This window comes from Micromonospora tarapacensis (assembly GCF_019697375.1).
GTDB classification, from domain to species: domain Bacteria; phylum Actinomycetota; class Actinomycetes; order Mycobacteriales; family Micromonosporaceae; genus Micromonospora; species Micromonospora tarapacensis.
The window spans coordinates 451,331-472,844 of record NZ_JAHCDI010000003.1 but is presented as its reverse complement, the minus strand read 5'-3'; the positions used below and the strand labels follow the sequence as shown (position 1 = coordinate 472,844).

The window sequence follows — 21,514 nt, the reverse complement described above, 5'->3', positions numbered from 1 at the left end:
CGGTGGCCGCTCCGGCAGCGCCCGGGGTGGCGAACCGGCTTCGGGAGGCGTCTCACGCGGGGCCGGCGGGGCGCTCGTCGGTGCGGCGCCGCCCGGCGGGACGCTCGGCGCCGCGCTGACCGGTAGGTCGCTCGTCGGCGGGGCGCCGGCCGGTGGACCGCTGGCGGGCCGACCGCCGACCGGCGGGGCGCTGACCGGCGGGGCACTGGCCGGCGGGCTGCTGGCGGGGCGGAGAGCCCACGGCAGGCGCTCCTCGGCCGGCCGGGCGCCGGTCCGCGCATCCCAGGGCAGGCCCTCTTCGGCCCGGGCACCCCAGGGCGGGGCCTCGCCGGCGGGGGCGCCACTTACCGGGGGTGGCCCACGACGGGCGCTCCTCAGCCGGCTGCCCGCTGCCACGTGCCCAGGAGGGACGTTCCTCGCCGGGCGGCCCGCTGGCCGCGGCACGCAACCAGGAGGGACGTTCGTCGGCCGGTGGGGCGCTGGCCGGAGCCGCCGCCCAGGCCGGCTGGTCCACGGGGTCGGGCTCGACCGGCCGCTGCTCCGCGGCTGGATCGGTCTGCGGCTCCGCGGCTGGATCGGTCTTCGGCCGGGGCGGCTCGTACGGGCGGCTCGGCTCGCTGGCCCAGTTCGGGGCCGGCGGCTCCGGCGACCCACGGCCGGCGGGCTCGCCCTCTTCGCGGGCCCACGACGGGGCCCAGTCAGTGGCCGGGCCGGGCCGGGCCCAGCTCGGGCGGCCCGGATCGGCCGCCGGGCGCTCGGCGGGTGGCCAACCTCCGGACTGGTCGGCAGCTGACCCCACCGGCCAACCTCCGGACTCGTCGTCACCCGACCCGCCCGGCCAACTTGAGAACTGGCCGCCACCCGATCCCGCCGGCCAACCGGTGGACTGGTCAGCGCCGGGCGCCGGTGGCCGGTCCGCCTGCCCGGCAGCCTGGTCCGTCGCGGGGGGTGCCGGGCGGATCTCGGTATTCGGCGCCGGGGGAAAATGTCCGTCCCATCCGTGCGGCCGGCCGCTCGCCGGTGGATCGTCCGCGGCCCGCTCGGCGGTGGGTGCGTGCACGCCGGGCGGCATCTCAAAGCCGGAGGCGGCGGTGCCGACGGGCGGCACCTGCATCGCCGGGGGCACGGAGGTCGGCAGACCGACCATGGGAGCGACCGGCTGCTCGCCGGACGGCACGGGGCGGGGAGCCGGCACGACGAGGCGGTCACCACCCGGAGCCTGGCCCGGCCCTCGTACGCCGGGTGGGGCGCTCACCGGGGCGTGCCGGCCGGCCGGCGGCTCCTCGCCGGTGGGCGTCCCGTTGACGTGGTTGCCGTTCACGTGGTTGCCGTTGACCCGGGTGGGCAACTCGGGCTCCGGCTGCGCGCCGGGCGGGGCGGGCAGATCGCCGTGGCGGGACGAAGCGGTGGACCAGGCTGCGGGTGACTCGGACCGGGACCAGGGGGCGCCGGAGCCCCGAGAAGCATCCGCATCCCAGGACCAGTCGGCCGCCCGCGGAGCCCACCCGTTGCCGGAACGGGCCAGGTCATCGTGCTGACCCGTCCCGTCACCGTGCTCTCCCGGGGTGGCGGCACCGGGTTGACCTGTTTCACTCACCGCGCGCTCCTTGGTCGCCCACGCTGAGGCTACCGTGTGGCGACAGTGGCGATAAGTTACAGCGGCGGGCCAATTCCGCGAGGGGCCGAGGGGCCCCGACCGGTTCGCGTGGAATGCCGGCCCGTACGACAACCTCGGAGGTTCCCATGACCGCTGTGGGGAACGGCGCCCAAACCGCCGGTCGACCCACGCGCCTGCCCCGTTCGGCGCGCCGCAAGCAGCTGCTCGCCGCTGCTCAGGAGGTGTTCGTGGCGCAGGGTTACCACGCTGCGGCCATGGACGACATCGCCGAGCGGGCCGGCGTTTCCAAGCCCGTGCTGTACCAGCACTTCCCCGGGAAGATGGAGCTCTATCTCGCCCTGCTCGACACGCACTGTGACGCGATCGTCGCCAAGGTCCACGATGCGATGGCGAGCACCAACGACAACAAGGAACGGGTCAGCGCGTCGGTGCGGGCCTACTTCGACTTCGTCGACCACGAGAGCGAAGCCTTCCGCCTGGTCTTCGAGTCGGACCTGCGCAACGAGCCGGCCGTACGGCAGCGCGTCGAGCGGGTCGCGCAGGGCTGCATCGCGGCGATCACCGACACGATCATCTCCGACACCGGGATCAGCCGGGCGCACGCCGAGTTGCTCGCCTCGGGCCTGGTGGGCGCGGCCGAGACCGCCGCGCAGTTCTGGCTGGCCGGCGGTCGCCAGGTGCCCAAGGCCGAGGCGGAGGCGCTGGTGGCCGCGCTGTCCTGGCGGGGTATCGCCAGCTTTCCGCTGCAAGGTGAGTCAGCCTGAACTTCGACCTTGTGATCGGATAGCCTTCGCACGGCGGCTATCTCGCCCGACGGAGGAGGCACAGTGGAGGTCAAGATCGGCGTGCAGTACGCCCCGCGCGAGCTGGTCCTGGAGAGCGCGCAGTCGCCGGCCGAGATCGAGCGGATCGTGACCGACGCCGTCGCCAGGGGCGAGGGCACGCTTTCGCTTACCGACGAGAAGGGTCGGCGGATCATCGTCCCGGTCGACAAGGTCGCCTACGTCGAGATCGCCGAGGCGTCACCCCGGTCGGTCGGTTTCACCGTCCGCTGACGGTCGGTTGTTGAGTCCGGCGGCGGCCATCCGCGCGGTGCGCGGCGGTCAGCCGCCGGAACAATCCCCCCACGTCCGGCTGTCCCCCTGAGCGATCAGAGCGGTGCGGCGTCCCGGGGCCGGCGACCCGCCCCGCTCGAGCCAGGGCCGCGCCGATCAGCCGCCGCACCCACGTCGACAGCCAACCGGCCAACCTGGGCATGCCTGCAACGGTCCAACATGCCGGACAGGCGTGATACGAGTCACATTAAAACCCTCCCGGTCGCGCTTGCCCACTCGGAATCGGGACGACGTCCGGCCGGTTCAGGTAGCATGGACGAGTTGCCGTAGGGGCCGATCCCGGCCGGAGTCACCTCCGATCCGGTCGAACTCCGACCCGCGGCGCGCGTGCGGCCCGGTCCGCTCGGCTTTCTGCCGCCGACCGTGTGGCCCGCGCCAAACCGAACGCGCCCTGAGGACATGGCGGGGCGCACCCACGAGAGGGCACCCCCAAATCCATATGAGTGAGCCGATTCAAGACCTCACAGACGGCCAGGAACTGGCCCCGACCGCCCCGGTCCGGCCGGAGGCACCGACCTTCGCCGAGCTCGGCGCACGCGCCGAGACCGTTGACGCACTGGCCGCCTCCGGCATCCTCCGCGCCTTCGCCATCCAGGAGTACGCGCTGCCGATCGCGTTGCGCGGCGCCGACCTGATCGGTCAGGCCCCGACCGGCACCGGCAAGACCCTCGGCTTCGGCGTACCGCTGCTGGAACGGGTCTTCGCCCCCGACGAGGGCGGCGACGGGCTGCCGCAGGCCCTGGTCGTCGTGCCAACCCGCGAGCTGGGCATCCAGGTCGCCAAGGACATCGCCGCCGCCGGCCGCACCCGTGGTGTGCGCGTCCTGCCGATCTACGGCGGCATCGCGTACGAGCCGCAGATCGAGGCGCTGCGCAAGGGCGTGGAGATCCTCGTCGGCACGCCGGGCCGCCTGCTGGACCTCGCCAAGCAGAAGCACCTGCGCCTGCACGGGGTGCGCGCACTGGTGCTGGACGAGGCCGACCGCATGCTCGACCTGGGTTTCCTCGACGATGTCGAGCGGATCCTGGCGATGCTGCCGGAGGACCGGCAGACCATGTTGTTCTCCGCGACCATGCCGGACCCGATCGTGACGCTGTCCCGGCGGTTCCTGCGCCACCCGATCACGATCCACGCCGGGCACACCGCCGAGACCGGCCCCTCTCCGCAGACGGAGCAGCTGGTCTACCGCACCCACTCGATGAACAAGATCGAGATCGTCGCCCGGATCCTCCAGGCCGAGAGCCGCGGCCTGACCATGATCTTCACCCGCACCAAGCGCGCCGCGGACCGGGTCGCCGAGGACCTCGACTTCCGTGGCTTCGCGGTCGCAGCGGTGCACGGTGACCTCGGCCAGGGGGCCCGCGAGCGGGCCCTGCGGGCGTTCCGGGCCGGGAAGATCGACACCCTGGTCGCCACCGACGTGGCCGCCCGCGGTATCGACGTCAGCGGCGTCACCCACGTGATCAACTATGACTGCCCGGAAGACCAGGACACCTACACCCACCGGATCGGTCGCACCGGCCGGGCCGGCGCGACCGGCGTCGCGGTGACCTTCGTCGACTGGGACGACATGCCCCGCTGGCGGATCATCGACAAGACGCTCGGGCTCGACATGCCCGAGCCGCCGGAGACCTACCACACCTCCCCGCACCTCTACACCGACCTGCACATCTCCACGGAGATGACCGGCACCCTGCCGACCGCCGAGCGCACCCGCGCCGGACTGTCCGCGGAGGTCGAGGAGGACCTGGGCGGCGGCCGGCCCCGCCGGGGCGAGCCGCGCGGCACCCGTCGCCGCGGTCGGAGCGACGGCGGTCGGAGCGACGGCGGTCGGAGCGACGGCGGTCGGAGCGACGGCGGTCGGAGCGACGGCGGTCGGAGCGACGGCGGTCGGAGCGACGGCGGTCGGAGCGACGGCGGTCGGGGCGACGGCGGTCGGGGCGACGGCGGTCGGGGCCGTGGCGGTACCGGTCGCGGGCAGCGCGGCGAGGTCGTGGCGGAAGGCACCGATTCTGCCGCCGACGATGCGGCACGTACCGCCCGTCGCCGTCGGCGACGCCGGGCCGGCGAGGTCGTGGCGGGCGAGGTCGTGGCGGGCGAGGTTGCCGGCGAGGCCGGAGCGGGCGCTGGCACCGCCGGCGGCTCCGCCGAGGCGACCGCAGCCGGCGGGGACAACACCACGGGTGAGGCCGGGCCGCGTCCTCGCCGCCGCCGACGTCGTCGCGGTACCGGCTCCGCCAGCGGTACGCCCGCCGAAGCCTCCACCGACTGACCACCGCCCGCCCGGCGGCGGGTGGGCGGGCGGCCCTTCCGGGTTGACCCGCGCCGCCCGGGTTGACCCGCGCCGCCCCGGGCGGCGACCCCTTGTTCGGCTCCTTTGCTCTGCTTCAATCCACGCAATGCTTTCCGGCCGGAACCGTTGCGTCCGTTGAAGCAGAGCAAAGGAGTCGCAGAGCAGGAACCCGCCGACGCCGGCCGCACCGCCCACCGCCGCACCGGTCGGTGTCGGTCGCGCCCGCGTCACGGTTCACCACCGCTGTCCGATGCCGGGCGAACCAGTCCGGCCGTCCCTGGAAGATTGAACGATGCCCGAACCGTTGGACGCTGCCCTGGCCGAGGTCCGCTCGCTGCTGCTCGGTCCGGCGTTGAGCCGGGCCGTGGCGGCTGGACGGCAGCGCGGTCGGCGCCCTCAGTGGTCCGGGCCGAGCTGCGGCCCGTCGCTCTCAAGACCGGCCAGCGGCTGCAGATCTCCACCTCCGACGGCGCCCGGCCCTACACCCGCAACGTGGCGCCGGGGCCGGAGGCGGACGCGGCGGTGGCGGCGCTGCTGGCCGAGCCGTTCGGCAACTGGCATGTGGAGACCGCCGACACCATCCTGCAACTGCGGGTCACCAAGTCGGGTGAGGCGCAGGTGCATCGCAGCGCGGGAACCCGGCCCGCCGTCGCGGCACCCGGCCACGACCGGGCCAAGGAGTATCTGCTCGACCCCGGCGACCCGATCTTCGCCGAGATCGGGGGCTCGGCGGCCAAGCGGCGGCAGGTGGACGCGTTCCTGCGGGCGCTTGCCGCCACGCTGCCCGGTGGGCTGGCCGAGGAGCTGAACGGCCCGCTGCGCGTGGTCGACCTGGGCTGCGGCAACGCCTATCTGACCTTCGCCGCCTACCGCTACCTGTCCCGGCTCGGCCTCGACGTCGAGTTGGTCGGCGTGGACGTGCGGGACGACCAGCGCCGCCGCAACACCGAACTGGCCGAACGGCTCGGCTGGGCCGACCGGGTCCGCTTCGTCGCCGGCACCATCGCCGACGCCGTCGTCGAACCGACTCCCGACCTGGTGCTCGCCCTGCACGCCTGCGACACCGCCACCGACGAGGCGCTGGCCCGAGCGGTACGTTGGGAGGCCCGCTGGGTGCTCGCCGCGCCCTGCTGCCATCACGACGTGGCGGCACAGCTGCGTCACCGGCCGGCTCCGGCACCGTACGAGTTGCTGACCCGGCAGGGCATCCTGCGGGAACGATTCGCCGACGTCCTCACCGACGCGCTGCGGGCCGGGCTGCTCCGGCTGCACGGCTACCGGACCGAGGTGGTCGAATTCGTCGACTCGGCGCACACCCCGCGCAACCTGCTCATCCGGGCCCGGCGCACGGATGCCGGCCCGAGCGCCGCACAGCGTACGGAGTATCGGGAGTTGGTGGCGCAGTGGCGGATCACACCCCGGCTGGAAACCCTGCTCGCACCCACACCACCAGCCGGGTAGCCGGACACGGGCGCCGCCACCGGCATCGTCTGGTCGATCAGTCAATTGTTTGCCGCCCTTCCCGTACTACTCTCGAAGAACGCACCGTCGGGTGCCGGTCGGGAGGGAAGACCCACCGGATGGGTTCGGCAGAGGTTTCGCCGCAGATGGCCTTCGCGCGCTTCGTGCGCCGGGCCATCGACGATGCCCGGGAGGAGCGCGGGTGGACGGTCACCGACCTGGCCGCACACACCGGCGTCGGTCGCTCGACCGTCTTCCGCTGGCTCGCCGGCGACTGGCAGGACTACCCCGAGCTGGCCAAGGTGCGCGGCTTCTGCGCCGCGCTGGATCTGCCGGTGGCGGCGGCCTTCCGCGCACTCGGTCTGCCCGACGCCGGCCCCGGACCATGGCGACGCGGGGACGACGGCCCCGTCGAGGCCGACGTACGGGTGATCCTGCAACGGCTGGCGGATCCGGCCGTGCCGGCCGAGGAGAAGCATCACATCCGGGACCTGCTGCGCTACCTCGCCCGCCGGCCGATCCGCCGACCGGCCGACCCCGGGTCCGCGCAGATCCGCCGGACGGGCTGACCCGCCCGGCAGTGCCGTGGGTGCCCTAGGACACGGACACCGTGAACTCGGCCGTGCGTACCTCGCCGCCGGTGGCGAAGTCGAGATAGAGGCGGTACCGCCCGGGCCCGGGAGTGGTCAGCCAGAACTGCACCGCGCCGTCGACCAGCTCGGCCTCCGGATGCACGTGCAGGTAGCCGAGGTCGCCCTCGCGCAGCGCGACGAGGTGGCCGTACGCGCCGAGGTAGCGCTCCAGCACCGGGCGGGCGCCGTCCGGGCCGGTGATCCGAAAGCTCAGCGGCACGGTCAGGGTGGGCTGCGGGTCGCCCTGGTAGCCGACGGTGAACCCGTCGACCGTGGTCGTGGTCGCCGGGGCGGGCAGGGCACGGGGCCGGTAGTCGCCGGGGGCGACCAGGTCCACGCCGAGCGTCGTCGCCGTCTGCCGGCCATCGTCGGCGAGGGCCGTGAAGTCGGCGTACGCCCGCCAGACACCGGGCCGGGGCAGTGTCAGCGGCACCGACCAGGTGCCGTCGGTCGCCATGGTCGGATGCAGATGCTGGTAGCCGCTCAGGTCCCGGCGTACCACGATCAGGTGCAACGGCTTGTCGTGCACGATCGCGAACCGGGTGATCGTCGCGCCCTGCCCGTCGCGGATCCGGAACCGCAGCTCACCGGAGTGCCCGGCGGTGAACTCCGCGGACAGCGGGACCAGGGTGTAGCCGTCGCGGCTGACCGCGAGGCCGCCGGCCTCGGCCGCGGCGGCCTGGTCGGTGCCGTGCGAGTGCACGCCGACGCCGGGGGCATGGGGTGGTCGGCCAGCGCGCTGTCCGACCCGCCCGTCGCCGTCGCGGTGCCGGCGTCGCCGATCCGGCCGAGGCCGAACCCGAGCAGCACGGCCAGCACGAGCCCACCGACCACCAGGGCCAACCGCAGCGTGGCCCGGTCCGGCGCCGCCGAGACCAGGCCGGGGCCCGCACCGGTCCCCGCCGACGGCCGCTCGGCGACCCGCACCGACCCGAGCGCAGGCGCATCGGGTTCCTGGTCAGCCATGCGCCCACCGTACCGCCGGCCTGATCGGTCGCCCGGCGGGTCTGCCCGGCCGTGGCTCGGGTCGCATCCGCGGCCGGCCCGGGAACCGCGCCGCGCCGGCTCAGCCGGCGACGGCGAGGGCCAGGGAAGGACGCCGGGGGCGCCGGCCCGGCGGAGTTCGCGGGCGGCCAACGTCATGGTCCAGCCCGAGTCGACCAGGTCGTCGACCAGCAGCACCGGGCCGGTCAAATCGGCGAGGGCACCGGCCAGCTCCGCCGGCACGGTCAGGGCGCCGTGCAGGGCGCGGACCCGCTGGGCGCTGTTGCCGCGCGGACCGTCGGCAGCCGCCGACCCGGCCGAGGCCACCCGGCCCAGCAGCGGCAGCCGACCGACACTGGCGATCCGCTCGGCCAGCGAGCCGACCAGCACCGGGTGGGTACGGGAGTCGACCGCGACCACGCCGACCGGGCGGCTCGGCCACTGGTCGGCACCGTGCGCCCACGCCTTGAGTACCTCGATGACGGCGGCGGCCACGTCCTCGGGAACCTCGCCGTCCGGTGTGCCGGGCCCGACCAGACCGCGCAGCCGGCCGCCCCAACCGAGATCCGACAGCCGGCCGACGGCCCGGCCCGGCAGTGCCTGCTCCCCCGCTGCGATGCGTCCCTTGAGGGGTACGCCGACCGACTCCAGCCCGGTCGGCCAGAGCTTCTTCGTTGCGACCTGGATGCCGGGGCGGCCGAGGAAGGTCTGCGCGGCGGTCAGCGCGGCCGGCGTCACCTGCGGTGTGAACAGCGCCTCGGCGCAACGGTCACACCGGCCGCAGTCGACGGCTTCCGCGTCGTCCAGGCATTCGCGCAGGTAGCGCATCCGGCAGCCGGTCGTCGCCGCGTACTCGATCATGGCTTGCTGCTCGGCGGCGCGGGCGGCGGCGACGCGGCGCAACCGGGCCTCGTCATATTCCCAGCGCTCGCCGGTGGCGAGCCAGCCGCCCCGCACCCGACGCACCGCACCGTCGACGTCGAGCACCTTGAGCATCAGCTCCAGTCGGGCCCGGCGCAGGTCGACCAGGGGCTCCAGGGCCTGGGTCGACAGCGGCCGGTCGGTGTGCAGGGCGGCGAGCACCGCACGGACCTGCGCCTCGGGCGGGAAGGCCAGTGAGGCGAAGTACCGCCAGATGGCCGCGTCCTCGGCGCCCGGCAGCAGCAACACCTCGGCATGCTCCACCGCGCGCCCGGCCCGGCCGACCTGCTGGTAGTACGCGATCGGCGACGGCGGTGCACCGAGGTGCACCACGAAACCGAGATCCGGCTTGTCGAAGCCCATCCCGAGCGCGCTGGTGGCCACCAGCGCCTTGATCTTGTTGTCGAGCAGGTCCTGCTCGGCCGCGCGGCGGTCGGCGTCCTCGGCCTGCCCGGTGTACGCGGCCACGGACCAGCCGCGGGAACGGAGGAACTCGGCGGTCTCGGTCGCCGAGGCCACGGTCAGCGTGTAGATGATGCCCGAACCGGGGAGCCGGTCCAGGTGGTCGGCGAGCCAGCCGAGCCGGTGCGCCGGACTCGGCAGGTCGAGGACCCCCAGCCGCAGCGACTCCCGGTCGAGGCTGCCGCGCAGCACCAGCACGTCCGGTCGCTGCGCGGACGCGGCGGCCAACTCGGTGCCCAACTGCTCGGCCACGTCCCGGGTCACCCGGGCGTTGGCGGTGGCGGTCGTGGCGAGCACCGGCGTGCGCTCGGGCAGCTTGCCGAGGAAGGTGCGCAGCCGGCGGTAGTCCGGCCGGAAGTCGTGCCCCCAGTCGGAGACGCAGTGTGCCTCGTCGACCACCAGCAGGCCGGTGGTGGCGGCCAGCTTCGGCAGCACGCCGTCGCGGAAATCCGGGTTGTTCAGCCGTTCCGGGCTGATCAGCAGCACGTCGACCGTGCCGGCGTGGATCTCGGCGGTGATCTCGTCCCACTCGTCGAGGTTGGCCGAGTTGATGGTGCGGGCCCGGATCCCGGCCCGTGCCGCCGAGTCGACCTGGTTGCGCATCAACGCCAGCAGGGGCGAGACGATAACCGTCGGGCCGGCCGGGCCGCCGCCGCCCGCGACCGGCGGGCCGGGCTCGGGGCGTTCGCGCAGCAACGCGGTGGCCACGAAGTAGACCGCCGACTTGCCCCACCCGGTGCGCTGCACACAGAGCACCCGCCGTCGGTCGACCACCAGCGCCTCGATCGCGCGCCACTGGTCGACACGGAGGCTGGCGTCCGCGCCGGCCAGCCGCCGCAGCACCGCCTCGGCCCGCTCCCGTACCGCCGTCCGTTCCTGGCTCATCGGGTCTTTCTACCAGCGCCCGCCGTGCTGCCAGCGCCCGGCGGTCCGGGCCGGCACCCGACCGGCAGCCGGCGGCCCGGCCGCAGCCGAGCCGTACCGCGGCGGCAGCCACTCTGGCATACGATTCCGTTCGATCCGCGAGAGAGAGACGAGATGACTCAGCGAACCGGCACCACCGCCACGACCCGGCGTATCGCGGCCACGGCCGTCGCCCTGCTGGCCGCGACCCTGGTGGCCGGCTGTGACGACAAGGCCACTCCCGAGGCGGCGCCACCGCCCGACCCGAAGCAGGAACTGCTGGCGGCCGTGCCGGACGAGCAGGACCCGGCCTTCCGGTTCACCACCAGCGACGCCGCGGGGGACGTCTCCGGCGTGGTCGACCCGGCGAACCAGGGCATGGACATCGACACCGTCACCAAGGACAAGGACTTCACCCTGGAGATGTCCTTCCGGATGGTCGAGACGCGCACCTGGATGAGGGTGAACTTCAAGGGCGCCAAGGACATCCAGAAGCTGATGAAGCTGCCCACCAAGTGGATGGAACTGGATCCGACGAAGGTCGAGGGGCCGGACTCGTTGCCCGCCTACGAGGGCACCGACCCGGGCAACGCCGAAGCGATCATCCAGGCTGCCACGGAGGTCCAGACCGGCGAGCCCGGGACGTACGCCGGTGCGGTCGATCTCTCCGCCGTGCCGGAGCTGGCCGACATCCTGGAGGGCCTGGCCGCCCTCGACGACGCCGCCGGGCAGCTCCCGCTCACCGCCGTCGTCGGCGCGGACGGCAACCTCACCTCGCTGACGCTGGAGATCCCGGCGGCCGGCAAGCAGAAGGCATCCGAGTACGTCGTCGAGTACTTCGACTTCGGCAGCGCACCCGAGGTCGTCGCGTTCACCGGCGACACGGCACAGCAGGCCCCCGCCGCGGCCTACGACCTGCTCAACGGCTGACCGCCACACCCCCACCCCCGTTGATCAAGAAGGGTGGGGGTGGCCACTTCCCGGTCAGCGTTCTCGCCGGGTGCCCGGGCGCACCGAGTTGCGGAGCAGAGCGAGGCGGGGGGCGAGGCTGGCCAGGCCGCCGGGGAAGAAGTAGACGGCCAGGATGAAGACGGTGCCGAGGACGAACAGCGGCTGGGACAGCGGCCGGCTCAGGAACGCCGGCAGCGCGTCCACCGCGTCGGAGCTGCCGAAGGAGACCAGGCGGTGGTCCAGGTACATGTAGAGGATGCCGCCGAGCACCGGGCCCCAGCGCGTGCCGGGCCCGCCGAGCACCACCATCACCAGCAGCGACAGGGTCAGCTCACTGCTGGTGATGTGCGGCGAGGCACCGCCGACGATCAGGCAGTAGACCGCTCCGCCGGCCGCCGCCAGGCCGCCGGCCAGGGTGAAGGCGACCAGCTTGAAGCGGTACGGATCCAGCCCGAGCACGCCGATGCGCCGCTCGTCGTCGCGCAGCCCGGCCAGGACCCGCCCGGTCGGCGAGCCGCTGACCCGGTGCACCACGAAGACCACCACGACCAGGTACGCCAGCGCCAGCCAGTACAGGTTGACCGTGTTGGTGACCCCGACCAGCGCGTCCGGCAGCCCGGCGACGTCCAGCGGCAGTCCCTCCTCACCGCCGGTGAGCCCACCGAAGTCACGTGCCACCAGGATCGCTCCGACCTGGGCGAAGGCCAACGTCACCATGGCGAAGGCGATGCCGACCGTACGCAGCGCCACCGCGCCGAGCAGACCGGCGAGGATCGCCCCGCCGACGATGGCCAGCGGCGCGGCCTGCCACAGTGGCAACCCGGCCCGGGTGATCAGGATGTCGGTGCCGTAGACACCGGCGGCGAAGTAGAGGGCATGCCCGAAGGAGAGCATCCCGGTCCGCCCGAACAGCAGGTCGTACCCGGCCGCCAGGCCGCCGAAGACCAGGCAGACGGCGAGCAGTTGCAGGGTGCCGGGCGAGTTCAGCGCCCCTTCGAAGATGCCCGGCAGGTGCAGCGTCGAGTACGGCAGGATCAGCGCCACCGCCAGCACGGCCAGCGGCAGGAACGGGCGCACCCGGGACCACCGGTTCGGCTCGGGTGTCAGTTCCGACGGCACCGCCGCGGACGGCGCCGGAACCTCGGGGGACTTGACCTCGGTCATGCCGTAGCCACCTTTCCGGCGATGCCCTGCGGGCGCAGCAGCAGCACCACGGCCAGCAGCGCCACCACGCAGATGTCGCCCAGCCCGGAGGTGCCGTAGTAGTTCACGAACTGTTGCAGCAGCCCGACCGCGACCGCCGCGTACGCGGACCCGACGACCGAACCCATGCCGCCGATGACCACCACGATGAACGCGAAGATCAGCAGCGAGCCGCCCTGCTGGGGAGAGACGGTGCCGAAGTAGACGCTGCCCAGCGCGCCGGCCAACGCCGCCGCGGCACCGCCGATGGCGAAGACCAGGGTGAACGCCTTGCGTACGTCGATGCCGAGCGCGGTGACCATCTCCCGGTTCTCCACCCCGGCCCGGATGATCAGGCCGTAACGGGTCCAGCGCAGGAAGGCGAGGATCGCGCCGAGCACCAGCGTCGCGGCGACGATGAGCAGGAGCCCCCCGTTGGGCACCTGCGCACCGAGGATCGACGTCACCTGACGGGTCCACTCCGGGCGCGGGAAGGGTCGGGCGTCCGCACCCCAGGTGGCCTGCAACAGAGCCACCCCGGCCAGCGAGAGGCCGACGGTGACCAGCACCTGCTCGATGGTGCGGGAGTAGAGCGGGCGGATCAGCACCAGCTCGACCAGCACCGCCACCAGGGTGCCGGCGGCCACCCCGAAGGCGACCGCGACCACGAACCCGAAGCCGTCCGCTCCGGCGCCGGGCAGGTTCCCCGCCGCCCACCAGGTGGCGTACGCCCCGACGCCGAGGAAGAGGCCGTGCGCGAAGTTGAGCACGTCGGCCAGGCCGAAGACCAGCGACAGGCCGGAGGCGACCAGGAAGTAGAGCGCCGCCAGACCGAGCCCGGTCAACGTCAACAGGATGACCGCGTCCATCACCGGCCACCCTTCCCGGCCACGCCCGGCGCGGCCGGCCGTGCCGCGGGTGGTGCCCGTCCGCGGAGCCGACGCCCAGCAACGACTTGGTCAGCGCGGTCTCCAGCAGCAACTCCCTGGCGTCACCGGTCCAGGCGACCTTGCCGGCGGCCAGCACCACCGCGTCGCGGGCCAGCCGCCGCACCACGGCCAGGTTCTGCTCCACCAGCAGCACCGGTACGGATTCCGCCACCCGCTCCAGCACCTCGGCCACCTCGGTCACCACCTTCGGCGCCAACCCCTTGGTCGGCTCGTCGACCAGCAGCAGCCGGTTGTCGTTGAGCAGCACCCGCCCGATGGCGAGCATCTGCTGCTGCCCGCCGGACAGTGACCCGGCCCGTTGCCGGGAGCGCCGATCCAGCTCCGGGAAGAGCGCGAACACCCGGTCGTACGCCGGGGTGGTGCCGCGCCGCTCGGCGAGCCGCAGGTTCTCCGCGACGGTGAGCCCGGCGAAGACGCACCGGTCCTCCGGCACGTAGCCGAGCCCGCCGCGGACCAGCCGGTGGGTCTGCTGGGACAGCAGGGTCTGTGCCCCCATCCGGACGGTGCCGCGCGCCTCGCCGTTGCGGGGCGTCAGCCCGACGACGGCGCGCAGCGTGGTGGTCTTGCCGACGCCGTTGCGGCCGAGCAGCACGGTGACGCCGGTCGGGGCCACCGTGAACGACACTCCTTGGAGGATGTGCAGCCCGGCGATCCGGACCGACAGATCCTCCACACTCAAGATCGGCTCCATCAGAGCGACTCCCCGAGGTATGCCTCTTGCACGGTCGGGTTGGCCATCACCGTCTCCGGGGTGTCACAGGCCAGCAGCGCGCCGTGGTGCATCACGGCGATCCGGTCGGCCAGTTCCAGGATCACGTCCATGTGGTGCTCCACCATCAGCACGGCCCGGCCGCTGTCACCGGTCAGCGACCGGATGACCTGAACCAGCTCCGGCACGTCCTCGGCGCTGACCCCGGCCATCGGCTCGTCGAGCAGCATCACCCGCGGCTCGCCGGCGAGCAGCAGGGCGATCTCCAGCTTGCGTTTCTCGCCGTGGGCGAGGGTGCCGGCCAGCGCGTCGCCCCGGTGCGCCAGGCCCACCCGGTCCAGCGCCGCGTCGGCGGCGGCGGCGACCTCCCGGTCGGCCGCCGCCCGCCGCCACAGCTTCATCGAGCCCCCGCGGTGCGCCTGCACGGCGAGCCGGACGTTCTCCCGCACGGTGAGCGAGCCGAAGACCGAGGACGCCTGGAAGGTGCGGCCCAGCCCGAGGCGGGCCCGCTGGTACGGCGGCAGGGTGGAGATGTCCTGCCCGTCCAGCGTGACCCGGCCCTCGGTGGGCCGGCGCAGACCGGTGATCAGGTTGAACAGTGAGGTCTTGCCGGCGCCGTTGGGCCCGATGACGCCGAGGAACTCTCCCGGCGCCAGGTCGAGGTAGACGGAGTCGACGATGGCGACCTCACCGATCCGCCAGGTCAGACCGCGGGTGGCGAGCATCGTGGGTCAGCCCTTCATCGCCTGGACCGGCGGGGCGGTCTCGTCACCGGTGAGCGCCTTCTGGGCGGTCGCGGTGAAGGTGTCGCCGCTGCCGGTCAGGTTCGCCTGATACATCGGCTGGAGCAGGGCGTGGTCCTCGGCGCGGATGGTCATGGTGCCCTTCACACCCTCGAAGCTCCAGCCCTCCAGCGCGGTGATCATCTTCTCGACGTCGTCGCCGCCCTCCTGCACGGCGCGGACCACCATCTGCGCGGCGGCGAAGCCGTCCGGGTGGAACAGGTCGAGCATGCCACCGGGGATCTTCGCCTTCGCGGCCTTGGCCGCCTCGGTGTCGCTGGCCCCGTCGAAGTAGTGCGATAGGAAGGAGATCTTGCTGCCGGCCGCGCCGAAGGTGGGCCAGGAGGCGCGGATGTCGAGGCCGGTGACGACCGTGGTGGAGGTGAGCACGCCCTGCTGGTCCAGGGTCTGCCACATGGCCGGGGCGGTGGTGCCGGCCCAGGCCACGAAGAGCAGGTCCGGCTTGGCGGACTTGATCTGGCTGGCGAACGGGGTGAACTCGGTCGCGCTGGCCGGCGCCCGGACGGCGCTGACGCTCGCTCCGGCCCCGCCGATGACGGCCTTGACGGCCGCCTCGTTGGCGTCGCCGAAGGCGCCGTCCTGCGCGAAGACCACGACCTTCTTGCCGGCCGGGTCGCCGATGAACGACTTCGCGGTCACCACGTCCTGGTACGACTGTCGACCAGAGCGGAACGTGTACTTGTTCGCGCCGGTCACCGCGTCCGTGGCGGCCGGCCCGGAGATGAACAGGACCTTGTTCTGGGCGGCGATCGGGGCTACCTGAAGCGCCACGCCCGACGCCGTCGAGCCAGCGATGATCTTGTTGCCCTTGCCGATCAGGTCCTTGGCCGCCGAGACCGCCTTCGCCGGGTCACCGGCGTCGTCGACCTCGGTGACCTCGATCGCCCGGTCGCCCACCTTGTTGGTGCCGCCGGTGGCGAAGTCCAGGCCGGCCCTGAACCCTTCGATGTACTGCTTTCCATAGCTGGCCAGCGCTCCCGACTGGGAGTAGACCAGACCAACCTTCACCGGCGCGGCGCTGTCGCCGCCGCCGCTGGCGGTGTCCTGGGGGCTGCCACAGGCCGTGGCGGCGATCGCCGCGGCCATCATCGTGGCGGCGGAGAGGAACACCCGCCGCGTCGTCCGGACCGTCATTGCGACTCCACGTGAGGACTCAGAGGGAGGAAACCTTATGTGTCGGCTCACGCTAGAAGTGACGTCACCCACGGGCTATGTGGCGGAAACACACAAGTAACCGGGGTGGGATGGCCCTCGGTTACAACATCGATAACCACGCAGTGACGGCCCGGCGCGGCGATGGGCACCGCTGCCACGATGCCAGGCCACCATGTGTCGCTCCCCGCCACGGGCCGGCCCGCTGCGGCGGGTCAGGCGGGGCCGGGTTGCGGCATGTCGGGCCGTCGGCAACTTCCCGGATATTGCTGGGTCGACCGGTAGCGGAGGCAGCAACATCCCCCGAAGTTGCGGGGGCAGGGCAGAGCGGTAACGGGGTGGGGGGCCCGCCGACCGGGGTGGGCGGCGGGCCGATCAGTGCAGGTAATGGCGGTGGGTCAGCGGCGGGGCAGGGCGGCGCGGGCGGCGACGGCGGTGTCCGGGTGGTCGGTGAAGACGCCGTCGAGGCCGAGGCGGTAGAACAGCTCGTACTCGGACTGGATGTCGCCGCGGGCGTTCGGGTCGGTGCCGATGCGGAAGTCGACCGGGAGGAACTGGTTCTCGGCCCGGAAGGTCCAGGCGTGCACGACCAGCTTCTCCCGGTGCGCGTCCCTGACCAGGGTGGTCGGGGCGAGCAGGCCACCGGCGGAGTTCCGGGGCACGATCAGGTCCTTGTGCACCCCGATGCCGTCGGCATAGCGGGAAATCCATCGCAGGCCGGCGGGGGTGGCCAGGTCGCGGTAGGTGCGGGTGTCACCCGCCACGGTGAAGTCGTACGGACGGCCGGCGGCGTTGAGCAGTTGCGCCAGCCGTACGTCGACCATCCGGTCCAGCCGCCGCAGATTGGCCGTCTCGAAGGACTGGATGATCACCGGAGCGTTCCGCCTGGTCATCTTGTTGCGGCGCAGCACCTCGACCAGCGGCTCCTCCAGCGGCAGGCCGATCGAGGCGAAGTAGGTCGGGTGCTTGGTCTCCGGGTAGACACCGATCACCCGGCCGCGCGCCTTCCCCTCGACCCGGGCCAGGTCGATCACCTCCTGGAAGGTGGGCACCTGGAACTGTCCGTCGAAGGCGGTGTTGGTCACGCGTACCTGCGGCAGCCGCTCCTTGGCCCGCAGCGTCCGCAGCTCGGCGAGGGTGAAATCCTCGGTGAACCAGCCGGTCACCGACCCGCCGTCGATGGTCTTCGTCGCCCGCCGGCCGGCGAACTCGGGCCGGGCCGCCACGTCGGTCGTACCGCTGATCTCGTTCTCGTGCCGGGCGACCAGCACGCCGTCGGCGGTGGCGACCAGGTCCGGTTCGATATAGTCGGCGCCCATCCGGATCGCCAGCCGGTACGCCTCCAGGGTGTGCTCCGGCCGGTAGCCGCTGGCGCCCCGGTGGCCGATCACGATGGGCTGGTCGCCCACCCGGGCCGGGTCCGCGTCGCCCGCGGGCTTCGCCGCGGCGACCATGGGCGTGACCACGGCGGCGGTGGCGAGCAGGGCCACCGACACACCGAGGGCGGAAAGGGTACGTCGCAACGGGGTCTCCTTCGGGTGGTGGGGTCGAACCAGCAGACCCCGCCGCCCTGACCGCCAGTTGGTCCACATCTGACCACCCGGTGAATCCTCGGGATTCCAATTCCACACCCCACGAATCGGGTGAAACCGGAAGATTGGCTGGTGCGTCGGTTCCTTCGTCACCCGGTGCGGCTGGTGCCGCTGATCTTCCTGGTGACTATTCTGCTCAGCACCGGCCTGCTGATGCTGCGCCCGATGACCGTCGACTACCAGCACACCCCGTTCCTGACGGCGTTGTTCACCGCGACCTCGGCGGTCTCGGTCACCGGCCTGACCGTCACCGACACACCCAACTACTGGTCCGGCTCCGGCCTGACGCTGATCACCGTCCTCACCCAGCTCGGCGGGCTCGGCATCCTGACCGGTGCCGCGCTGGTGATCCTGACCGTGTCCCGGCGGCTCGGCCTGCACAACCGGCTGCTGGTGCAGGCGGAGACCGCGGAGTACGGGCTCGGCGACGTACGCCGCCTGCTGCTGCACATCGCCGCGACGGTGTTCGCCTGCGAGGCGGCGATGACCGCCGTGCTGACCGGCCGGCTCTGGCTGGCCTACGACTACCCGTTCTGGCAGGCGCTGTGGGCGGCGGCGTTCCACTCCGTGCAGGCGTTCAACAACTCCGGCTTCTCGCTCTACTCCGACGGGCTGCTGGCCTTCGCCCGTGACCCGTGGGTCAGCCTGCCGCTGGGTCTCGGTGCGATCGTCGGCGGTCTGGGCTTCCCGGCCCTGTTCGAGGCGGCCCGGGAGTGGCGGCGGCCGGCCCGGTGGACGGTCGCCACCAAGTTGACCATCTGGGGCAGCCTCGCCCTGGTCGGCGTCGGAACCGTCGTGTTCCTGGGCACCGAGTGGGCCAACCCGTGGACCGTCGGCCAGTACGACGCGCCGGGCAAGGTGGTCGCCTCGTTCACCCAGATCGCGCTGGCCCGCACGGGCGGCTTCGAGGTGGTGCCCACCGATGCGCTCCGCGAGGAGAGCTATCCGCTGCTGATCGGGTTGATGTTCATCGGCGGTGGCAGCGCGAGCACGGCCGGCGGCATCAAGGTCTCCACCTTCTTCCTGCTCGCCTTCGTCATCTGGGCGGAGATCCGCGGCGAGCCGGACGTCACCGTCGGGCGACGCCGGGTCGCCACGTCCAGCCAGCGGCAGGCACTCACCGTGGCGCTGCTCAGCGTCGCCATCGTGGCCGGGGGCACCACCGCACTGATCGCGATGACCAAGGACCTCCCGTTCGACCGGGCACTCTTCGAGGTCACCTCGGCGTTCAGCACCACCGGGCTCTCGGTCGGCGTCGTCTCGTCGCTGTCCGACGGGGGCCAGGTCCTGCTGACGGTCCTGATGTACATCGGCCGGGTCGGGCCGCTCACCTTCGGCTCGGCGATCGCCCTGAACACCCGGCGCCGGCTCTACCGCTATCCAGAGGAGCAACCCATTGTCGGATAGAAATCCGGACGGCGGCGGCATCGCCGTGATCGGTCTCGGCCGGTTCGGCTGCCACCTGGCCGGCTCGCTCGCCGCGCTCGGCCGCGAGGTGCTGGCCGTCGACCACAACGCGCAGCAGGTGCAGCGGTGGTCGGCCACGCTCGACCAGGTGGCGCAGGCCGACTCCACCGACCAGGAGGCCCTGCGCCAGCTCGGCCTGGCCGACCTGCGGCGAGTGGTGGTGGCCATCGGCGCCTCGGTGGAGGCCAGCGTGCTGACCGTGCTCGCGCTGGCGGAACTCGGCGTGCCGCAGATCTGGGCACGGGCCACGTCGGCGCAGCACGCGAAGATCCTGTCCTCGGTCGGCGCCCACCGGGTGATCTTCCCCGAGGCGGAGACCGGCGAGCGGCTGGCGCACCTGATCGTCAGCCGGATGCTCGACTTCGCGGAGTTCGGCGACGCCTTCGCCGTGGCGAAGATCCGGGTGCCCGAGGCGCTGGTCGACCACGCCACCAGCGAGGTGGAACTGCTGGACCGCTACGGCGTCCGGGTGATCGGGATCAGGCCACCCGGCGAGAAGCAGTTCCGCTATGTCTCCGACGCCCTGGAACTCGCCCGGGACGGCACGCTCATCGTCGAGGGGACCATCGAGCAGGTCCAGCGCTTCTCCGCGCTGTCCTGAGCCGGCCGGACAGCCGAGGCCGCGTGGCCGGCGCGGTGGCCGGCTACTTCCCGCCCCGGCCCTTGCCGGGCTTCGCCGGCTTGGGCTGGCCCTTGTCCGGCTTGCCCTTGTCCGCCTCGGCCTTCGTCGCCGCCGGCTTCTTCTTGTCACCGCCCGGCTTCGGTCTGGCCCCGCCGGAGCCGGCCTTCCCGGCCGCCGCCTTCACCGTCTTGGTGGGCGCCGGCTTGGTGGTCGGCGCGGTGCCGGCCACGCCCGAGACCTGCACCCCGCACAGTGCACCACCCACCCGGAACTCCACCGGCAGCGGGTTCGTCCCGGTGTAGCGCCCGGTCAGGCTCAGTTTCTCGGTGGCACCCGATGCGAGGGCGGGCCGCTCGGGGGCCGCCTGTACGGCCACCGCCCGGCCCTGCTGGCGTACCGCCGCCGGTGTCGCGCCGGTCACCTCCTGCTGCCCGGGGAACGCGAAGCTCATCGTCCAGTCGCGCAGTTCCCGGTCGTCGGTGTTGGTCAGGCTCAGCTCGGCCGTGAAGTCCTTGCCGGAGTCCTTCCGCAAGGCGTACGTGACCTGGCAGGGAATCCGCCGCTCGGCGCCGATCCGGGCCTCGGCCGGCTGGTCGATTCCGCCGCTGGCCGGGGTGTGCGAGGTGACGCCCCACACCACCGCCGTGACGGCCATCAACACGCCCGCGGCCGCCACCGCCTCGACCCGGCGTCGCCGAGCCAACGCGCGACGGGTTCGCAGGCCGACCAGCGGCAGCGCGCCGGTCGCCGCGGACCAGGGCAGGATCGTGGTGTCGGCGCCGGCCAGGGCCATCGGCTCGGCGACGGCGGCAGCGGAGGGCACCGGCACCTTTCCGGCCGCCACGGCGAGGGTCCGGGCCAGCTCGGCGGTGGCCGGTCGGTCCGTCGGCCGCTTCGCCAGACAGCGGCGGACCAGCTCGACGACGCCGGTCGGCAGCCCGGGCACCGGCGGCATCGGCTCCGGTTCGCGGTACATGTGCGCCCGCAGCATCTGCGTGGTGGTGTCGGCCTGCCAGGGCAGCCGCCCGGTGAGCATCCGGTACAGCAGCAGCCCGACCGCGTAGACGTCGGTGGCCGGGCTGACCTGCCCGTTGTCGAGCCGCTCGGGGGCGAGGTAGGCGGGAGTGCCGAGCAGGGCGCCGTCCAGGCCCTTCTCGCTCTCCCCGACCAGCGCCGAGATGCCGAAGTCGACCATCTTCACCCCGGTCGGGGTCAACATCACGTTGCCGGGTGTGACATCGCGGTGCACCACCCCCCGGGCGTGCGCGGTGGCCAACGCGGAGGCGACCTCGGCGGCCACCGTCACCGCCTCCCGCCAGGGCAGGTGCCCGTCGCGGGCCAGTCGCGCGGTCAGCGGGCCGCCGTCGATCAGCTCCATCACCACGTACGGCACGGTCAGCCCGACCGGTTCGGACTCGCCGTAGTCGTACACGTTCGTGATGTTGGGGTGGCAGAGCCGGGCGGCGGCCTGGGCCTCGATCCGGATCCGGTGCCGGAACGCCCGGTCGCTGGCCAGCCGGGCGGCGAGAACCTTCACCGCGACCTGCCGGCCGAGCACCTCGTCGTAGCCGCGCCAGACCACCGACATGCCGCCCGCACCGACCTGCTCGATGAGCCGGTACCGCTCACCGAGCAGTTGCGCACCCCTGCGTACCCCACCACTCATGGTCGGCGTTGTTGCCCGACGCGGGGCCGCC

General features: G+C 72.9%; 15 protein-coding genes and 3 pseudogenes. 9 read left to right on the top strand and 9 right to left on the bottom strand.

Annotation, left to right across the window (positions count from 1 at the left end; all coding sequences use genetic code 11):
- Positions 1 to 985 precede the first annotated feature (985 nt).
- The 6 genes and pseudogenes from KIF24_RS03070 (at position 986) to KIF24_RS03045 (ending at position 7,056) form a co-directional block, all read left to right on the top strand.
- Complete coding sequence (locus tag KIF24_RS03070; RefSeq protein ID WP_221083202.1) at positions 986 to 1,426, top strand: hypothetical protein; 441 nt, start codon at positions 986 to 988, stop codon at positions 1,424 to 1,426.
- 317 nt (positions 1,427 to 1,743) lie between these two features.
- On the top strand, positions 1,744 to 2,382 hold the full coding sequence (locus KIF24_RS03065) for a TetR/AcrR family transcriptional regulator (RefSeq protein WP_221082673.1): 639 nt from the start codon (positions 1,744 to 1,746) through the stop codon (positions 2,380 to 2,382).
- Positions 2,383 to 2,445: 63 nt separating this feature from the next.
- Positions 2,446 to 2,673 carry a DUF3107 domain-containing protein gene (locus KIF24_RS03060; RefSeq protein ID WP_221082672.1) on the top strand — a complete coding sequence of 76 codons (228 nt, stop codon included), beginning with the start codon at positions 2,446 to 2,448 and terminating at the stop codon, positions 2,671 to 2,673.
- A 499-nt stretch (positions 2,674 to 3,172) separates the two neighbouring features.
- The gene (locus KIF24_RS03055) at positions 3,173 to 5,005 is read left to right on the top strand and encodes a DEAD/DEAH box helicase (protein WP_221082671.1); all 1,833 of its coding nucleotides are present in this window, start codon (positions 3,173 to 3,175) and stop codon (positions 5,003 to 5,005) included.
- A gap of 313 nt (positions 5,006 to 5,318) precedes the next feature.
- Positions 5,319 to 6,487: pseudogene (locus KIF24_RS03050) on the top strand (class I SAM-dependent methyltransferase).
- A gap of 119 nt (positions 6,488 to 6,606) precedes the next feature.
- The gene (locus KIF24_RS03045) at positions 6,607 to 7,056 is read left to right on the top strand and encodes a helix-turn-helix domain-containing protein (RefSeq protein ID WP_221082670.1); all 450 of its coding nucleotides are present in this window, start codon (positions 6,607 to 6,609) and stop codon (positions 7,054 to 7,056) included.
- A 25-nt stretch (positions 7,057 to 7,081) separates the two neighbouring features.
- Here KIF24_RS03045 and KIF24_RS03040 read toward each other — a convergent pair whose 3' ends face one another.
- The gene (locus tag KIF24_RS03040; RefSeq protein WP_230414829.1) at positions 7,082 to 7,822 is read right to left on the bottom strand and encodes a hypothetical protein; all 741 of its coding nucleotides are present in this window, start codon (positions 7,820 to 7,822) and stop codon (positions 7,082 to 7,084) included.
- A 363-nt stretch (positions 7,823 to 8,185) separates the two neighbouring features.
- Positions 8,186 to 10,371, bottom strand: a pseudogene (locus tag KIF24_RS03035) (DEAD/DEAH box helicase).
- Between the two features lie 153 nt (positions 10,372 to 10,524).
- Between KIF24_RS03035 and KIF24_RS03030 the strand changes: the two are divergent.
- A complete protein-coding gene (locus tag KIF24_RS03030; protein ID WP_221082669.1) occupies positions 10,525 to 11,319 on the top strand; it encodes a hypothetical protein in 795 nt (264 codons plus the stop codon).
- A 54-nt stretch (positions 11,320 to 11,373) separates the two neighbouring features.
- Here the strand turns inward: KIF24_RS03030 and KIF24_RS03025 are convergent, their stop codons facing one another.
- The 6 genes and pseudogenes from KIF24_RS03025 to KIF24_RS03000 all read right to left on the bottom strand — a co-directional run bounded on the left by KIF24_RS03025 (position 11,374) and on the right by KIF24_RS03000 (position 17,659).
- A complete protein-coding gene (locus KIF24_RS03025; RefSeq protein WP_221083149.1) occupies positions 11,374 to 12,504 on the bottom strand; it encodes a branched-chain amino acid ABC transporter permease in 1,131 nt (376 codons plus the stop codon).
- On the bottom strand, positions 12,501 to 13,391 hold the full coding sequence (locus KIF24_RS03020) for a branched-chain amino acid ABC transporter permease (RefSeq protein WP_221083148.1): 891 nt from the start codon (positions 13,389 to 13,391) through the stop codon (positions 12,501 to 12,503). Before KIF24_RS03020 ends, KIF24_RS03025 begins: the two co-directional genes overlap by 4 nt.
- A 52-nt stretch (positions 13,392 to 13,443) precedes the next feature.
- A pseudogene (locus tag KIF24_RS03015) lies at positions 13,444 to 14,163 on the bottom strand (ABC transporter ATP-binding protein); the annotation flags it as partial.
- Entirely contained in the window at positions 14,163 to 14,906 is a 744-nt protein-coding gene (locus KIF24_RS03010; RefSeq protein ID WP_221082668.1) for an ABC transporter ATP-binding protein, read from the bottom strand. The gene KIF24_RS03010 and the pseudogene KIF24_RS03015, both read right to left, overlap by 1 nt.
- Positions 14,907 to 14,912: 6 nt before the next feature.
- On the bottom strand, positions 14,913 to 16,118 hold the full coding sequence (locus tag KIF24_RS03005; protein ID WP_221082667.1) for a substrate-binding domain-containing protein: 1,206 nt from the start codon (positions 16,116 to 16,118) through the stop codon (positions 14,913 to 14,915).
- Between the two features lie 416 nt (positions 16,119 to 16,534).
- Entirely contained in the window at positions 16,535 to 17,659 is a 1,125-nt protein-coding gene (locus tag KIF24_RS03000) for a glycerophosphodiester phosphodiesterase (protein WP_221082666.1), read from the bottom strand.
- Between the two features lie 141 nt (positions 17,660 to 17,800).
- Between KIF24_RS03000 and KIF24_RS02995 the strand changes: the two genes are divergently transcribed.
- Both KIF24_RS02995 and KIF24_RS02990 read left to right on the top strand, forming a co-directional pair.
- Positions 17,801 to 19,135 carry a TrkH family potassium uptake protein gene (locus KIF24_RS02995; RefSeq protein WP_331460993.1) on the top strand — a complete coding sequence of 445 codons (1,335 nt, stop codon included), beginning with the start codon at positions 17,801 to 17,803 and terminating at the stop codon, positions 19,133 to 19,135.
- On the top strand, positions 19,125 to 19,796 hold the full coding sequence (locus tag KIF24_RS02990; RefSeq protein ID WP_230414828.1) for a potassium channel family protein: 672 nt from the start codon (positions 19,125 to 19,127) through the stop codon (positions 19,794 to 19,796). Before KIF24_RS02995 ends, KIF24_RS02990 begins: the two co-directional genes overlap by 11 nt.
- Positions 19,797 to 19,839: 43 nt before the next feature.
- Here the strand turns inward: KIF24_RS02990 and KIF24_RS02985 are convergent, their stop codons facing one another.
- Entirely contained in the window at positions 19,840 to 21,483 is a 1,644-nt protein-coding gene (locus KIF24_RS02985; RefSeq protein WP_221082665.1) for a serine/threonine-protein kinase, read from the bottom strand.
- Between the last annotated feature and the right edge of the window lie 31 nt (positions 21,484 to 21,514).

Coding starts and splice junctions, on each gene's coding strand:
- KIF24_RS03005 (WP_221082667.1), bottom strand. CDS start 16,118: ATGACGGTCCGGACGACGCGGCGGGTGTTCCTCTCCGCCGCCACGATG.
- KIF24_RS03010 (WP_221082668.1), bottom strand. CDS start 14,906: ATGCTCGCCACCCGCGGTCTGACCTGGCGGATCGGTGAGGTCGCCATC.
- KIF24_RS03030 (WP_221082669.1), top strand. CDS start 10,525: ATGACTCAGCGAACCGGCACCACCGCCACGACCCGGCGTATCGCGGCC.
- KIF24_RS03045 (WP_221082670.1), top strand. CDS start 6,607: ATGGGTTCGGCAGAGGTTTCGCCGCAGATGGCCTTCGCGCGCTTCGTG.
- KIF24_RS03025 (WP_221083149.1), bottom strand. CDS start 12,504: ATGACCGAGGTCAAGTCCCCCGAGGTTCCGGCGCCGTCCGCGGCGGTG.
- KIF24_RS03070 (WP_221083202.1), top strand. CDS start 986: ATGTCCGTCCCATCCGTGCGGCCGGCCGCTCGCCGGTGGATCGTCCGC.
- KIF24_RS02985 (WP_221082665.1), bottom strand. CDS start 21,483: ATGAGTGGTGGGGTACGCAGGGGTGCGCAACTGCTCGGTGAGCGGTAC.
- KIF24_RS03065 (WP_221082673.1), top strand. CDS start 1,744: ATGACCGCTGTGGGGAACGGCGCCCAAACCGCCGGTCGACCCACGCGC.
- KIF24_RS03055 (WP_221082671.1), top strand. CDS start 3,173: ATGAGTGAGCCGATTCAAGACCTCACAGACGGCCAGGAACTGGCCCCG.
- KIF24_RS03020 (WP_221083148.1), bottom strand. CDS start 13,391: ATGGACGCGGTCATCCTGTTGACGTTGACCGGGCTCGGTCTGGCGGCG.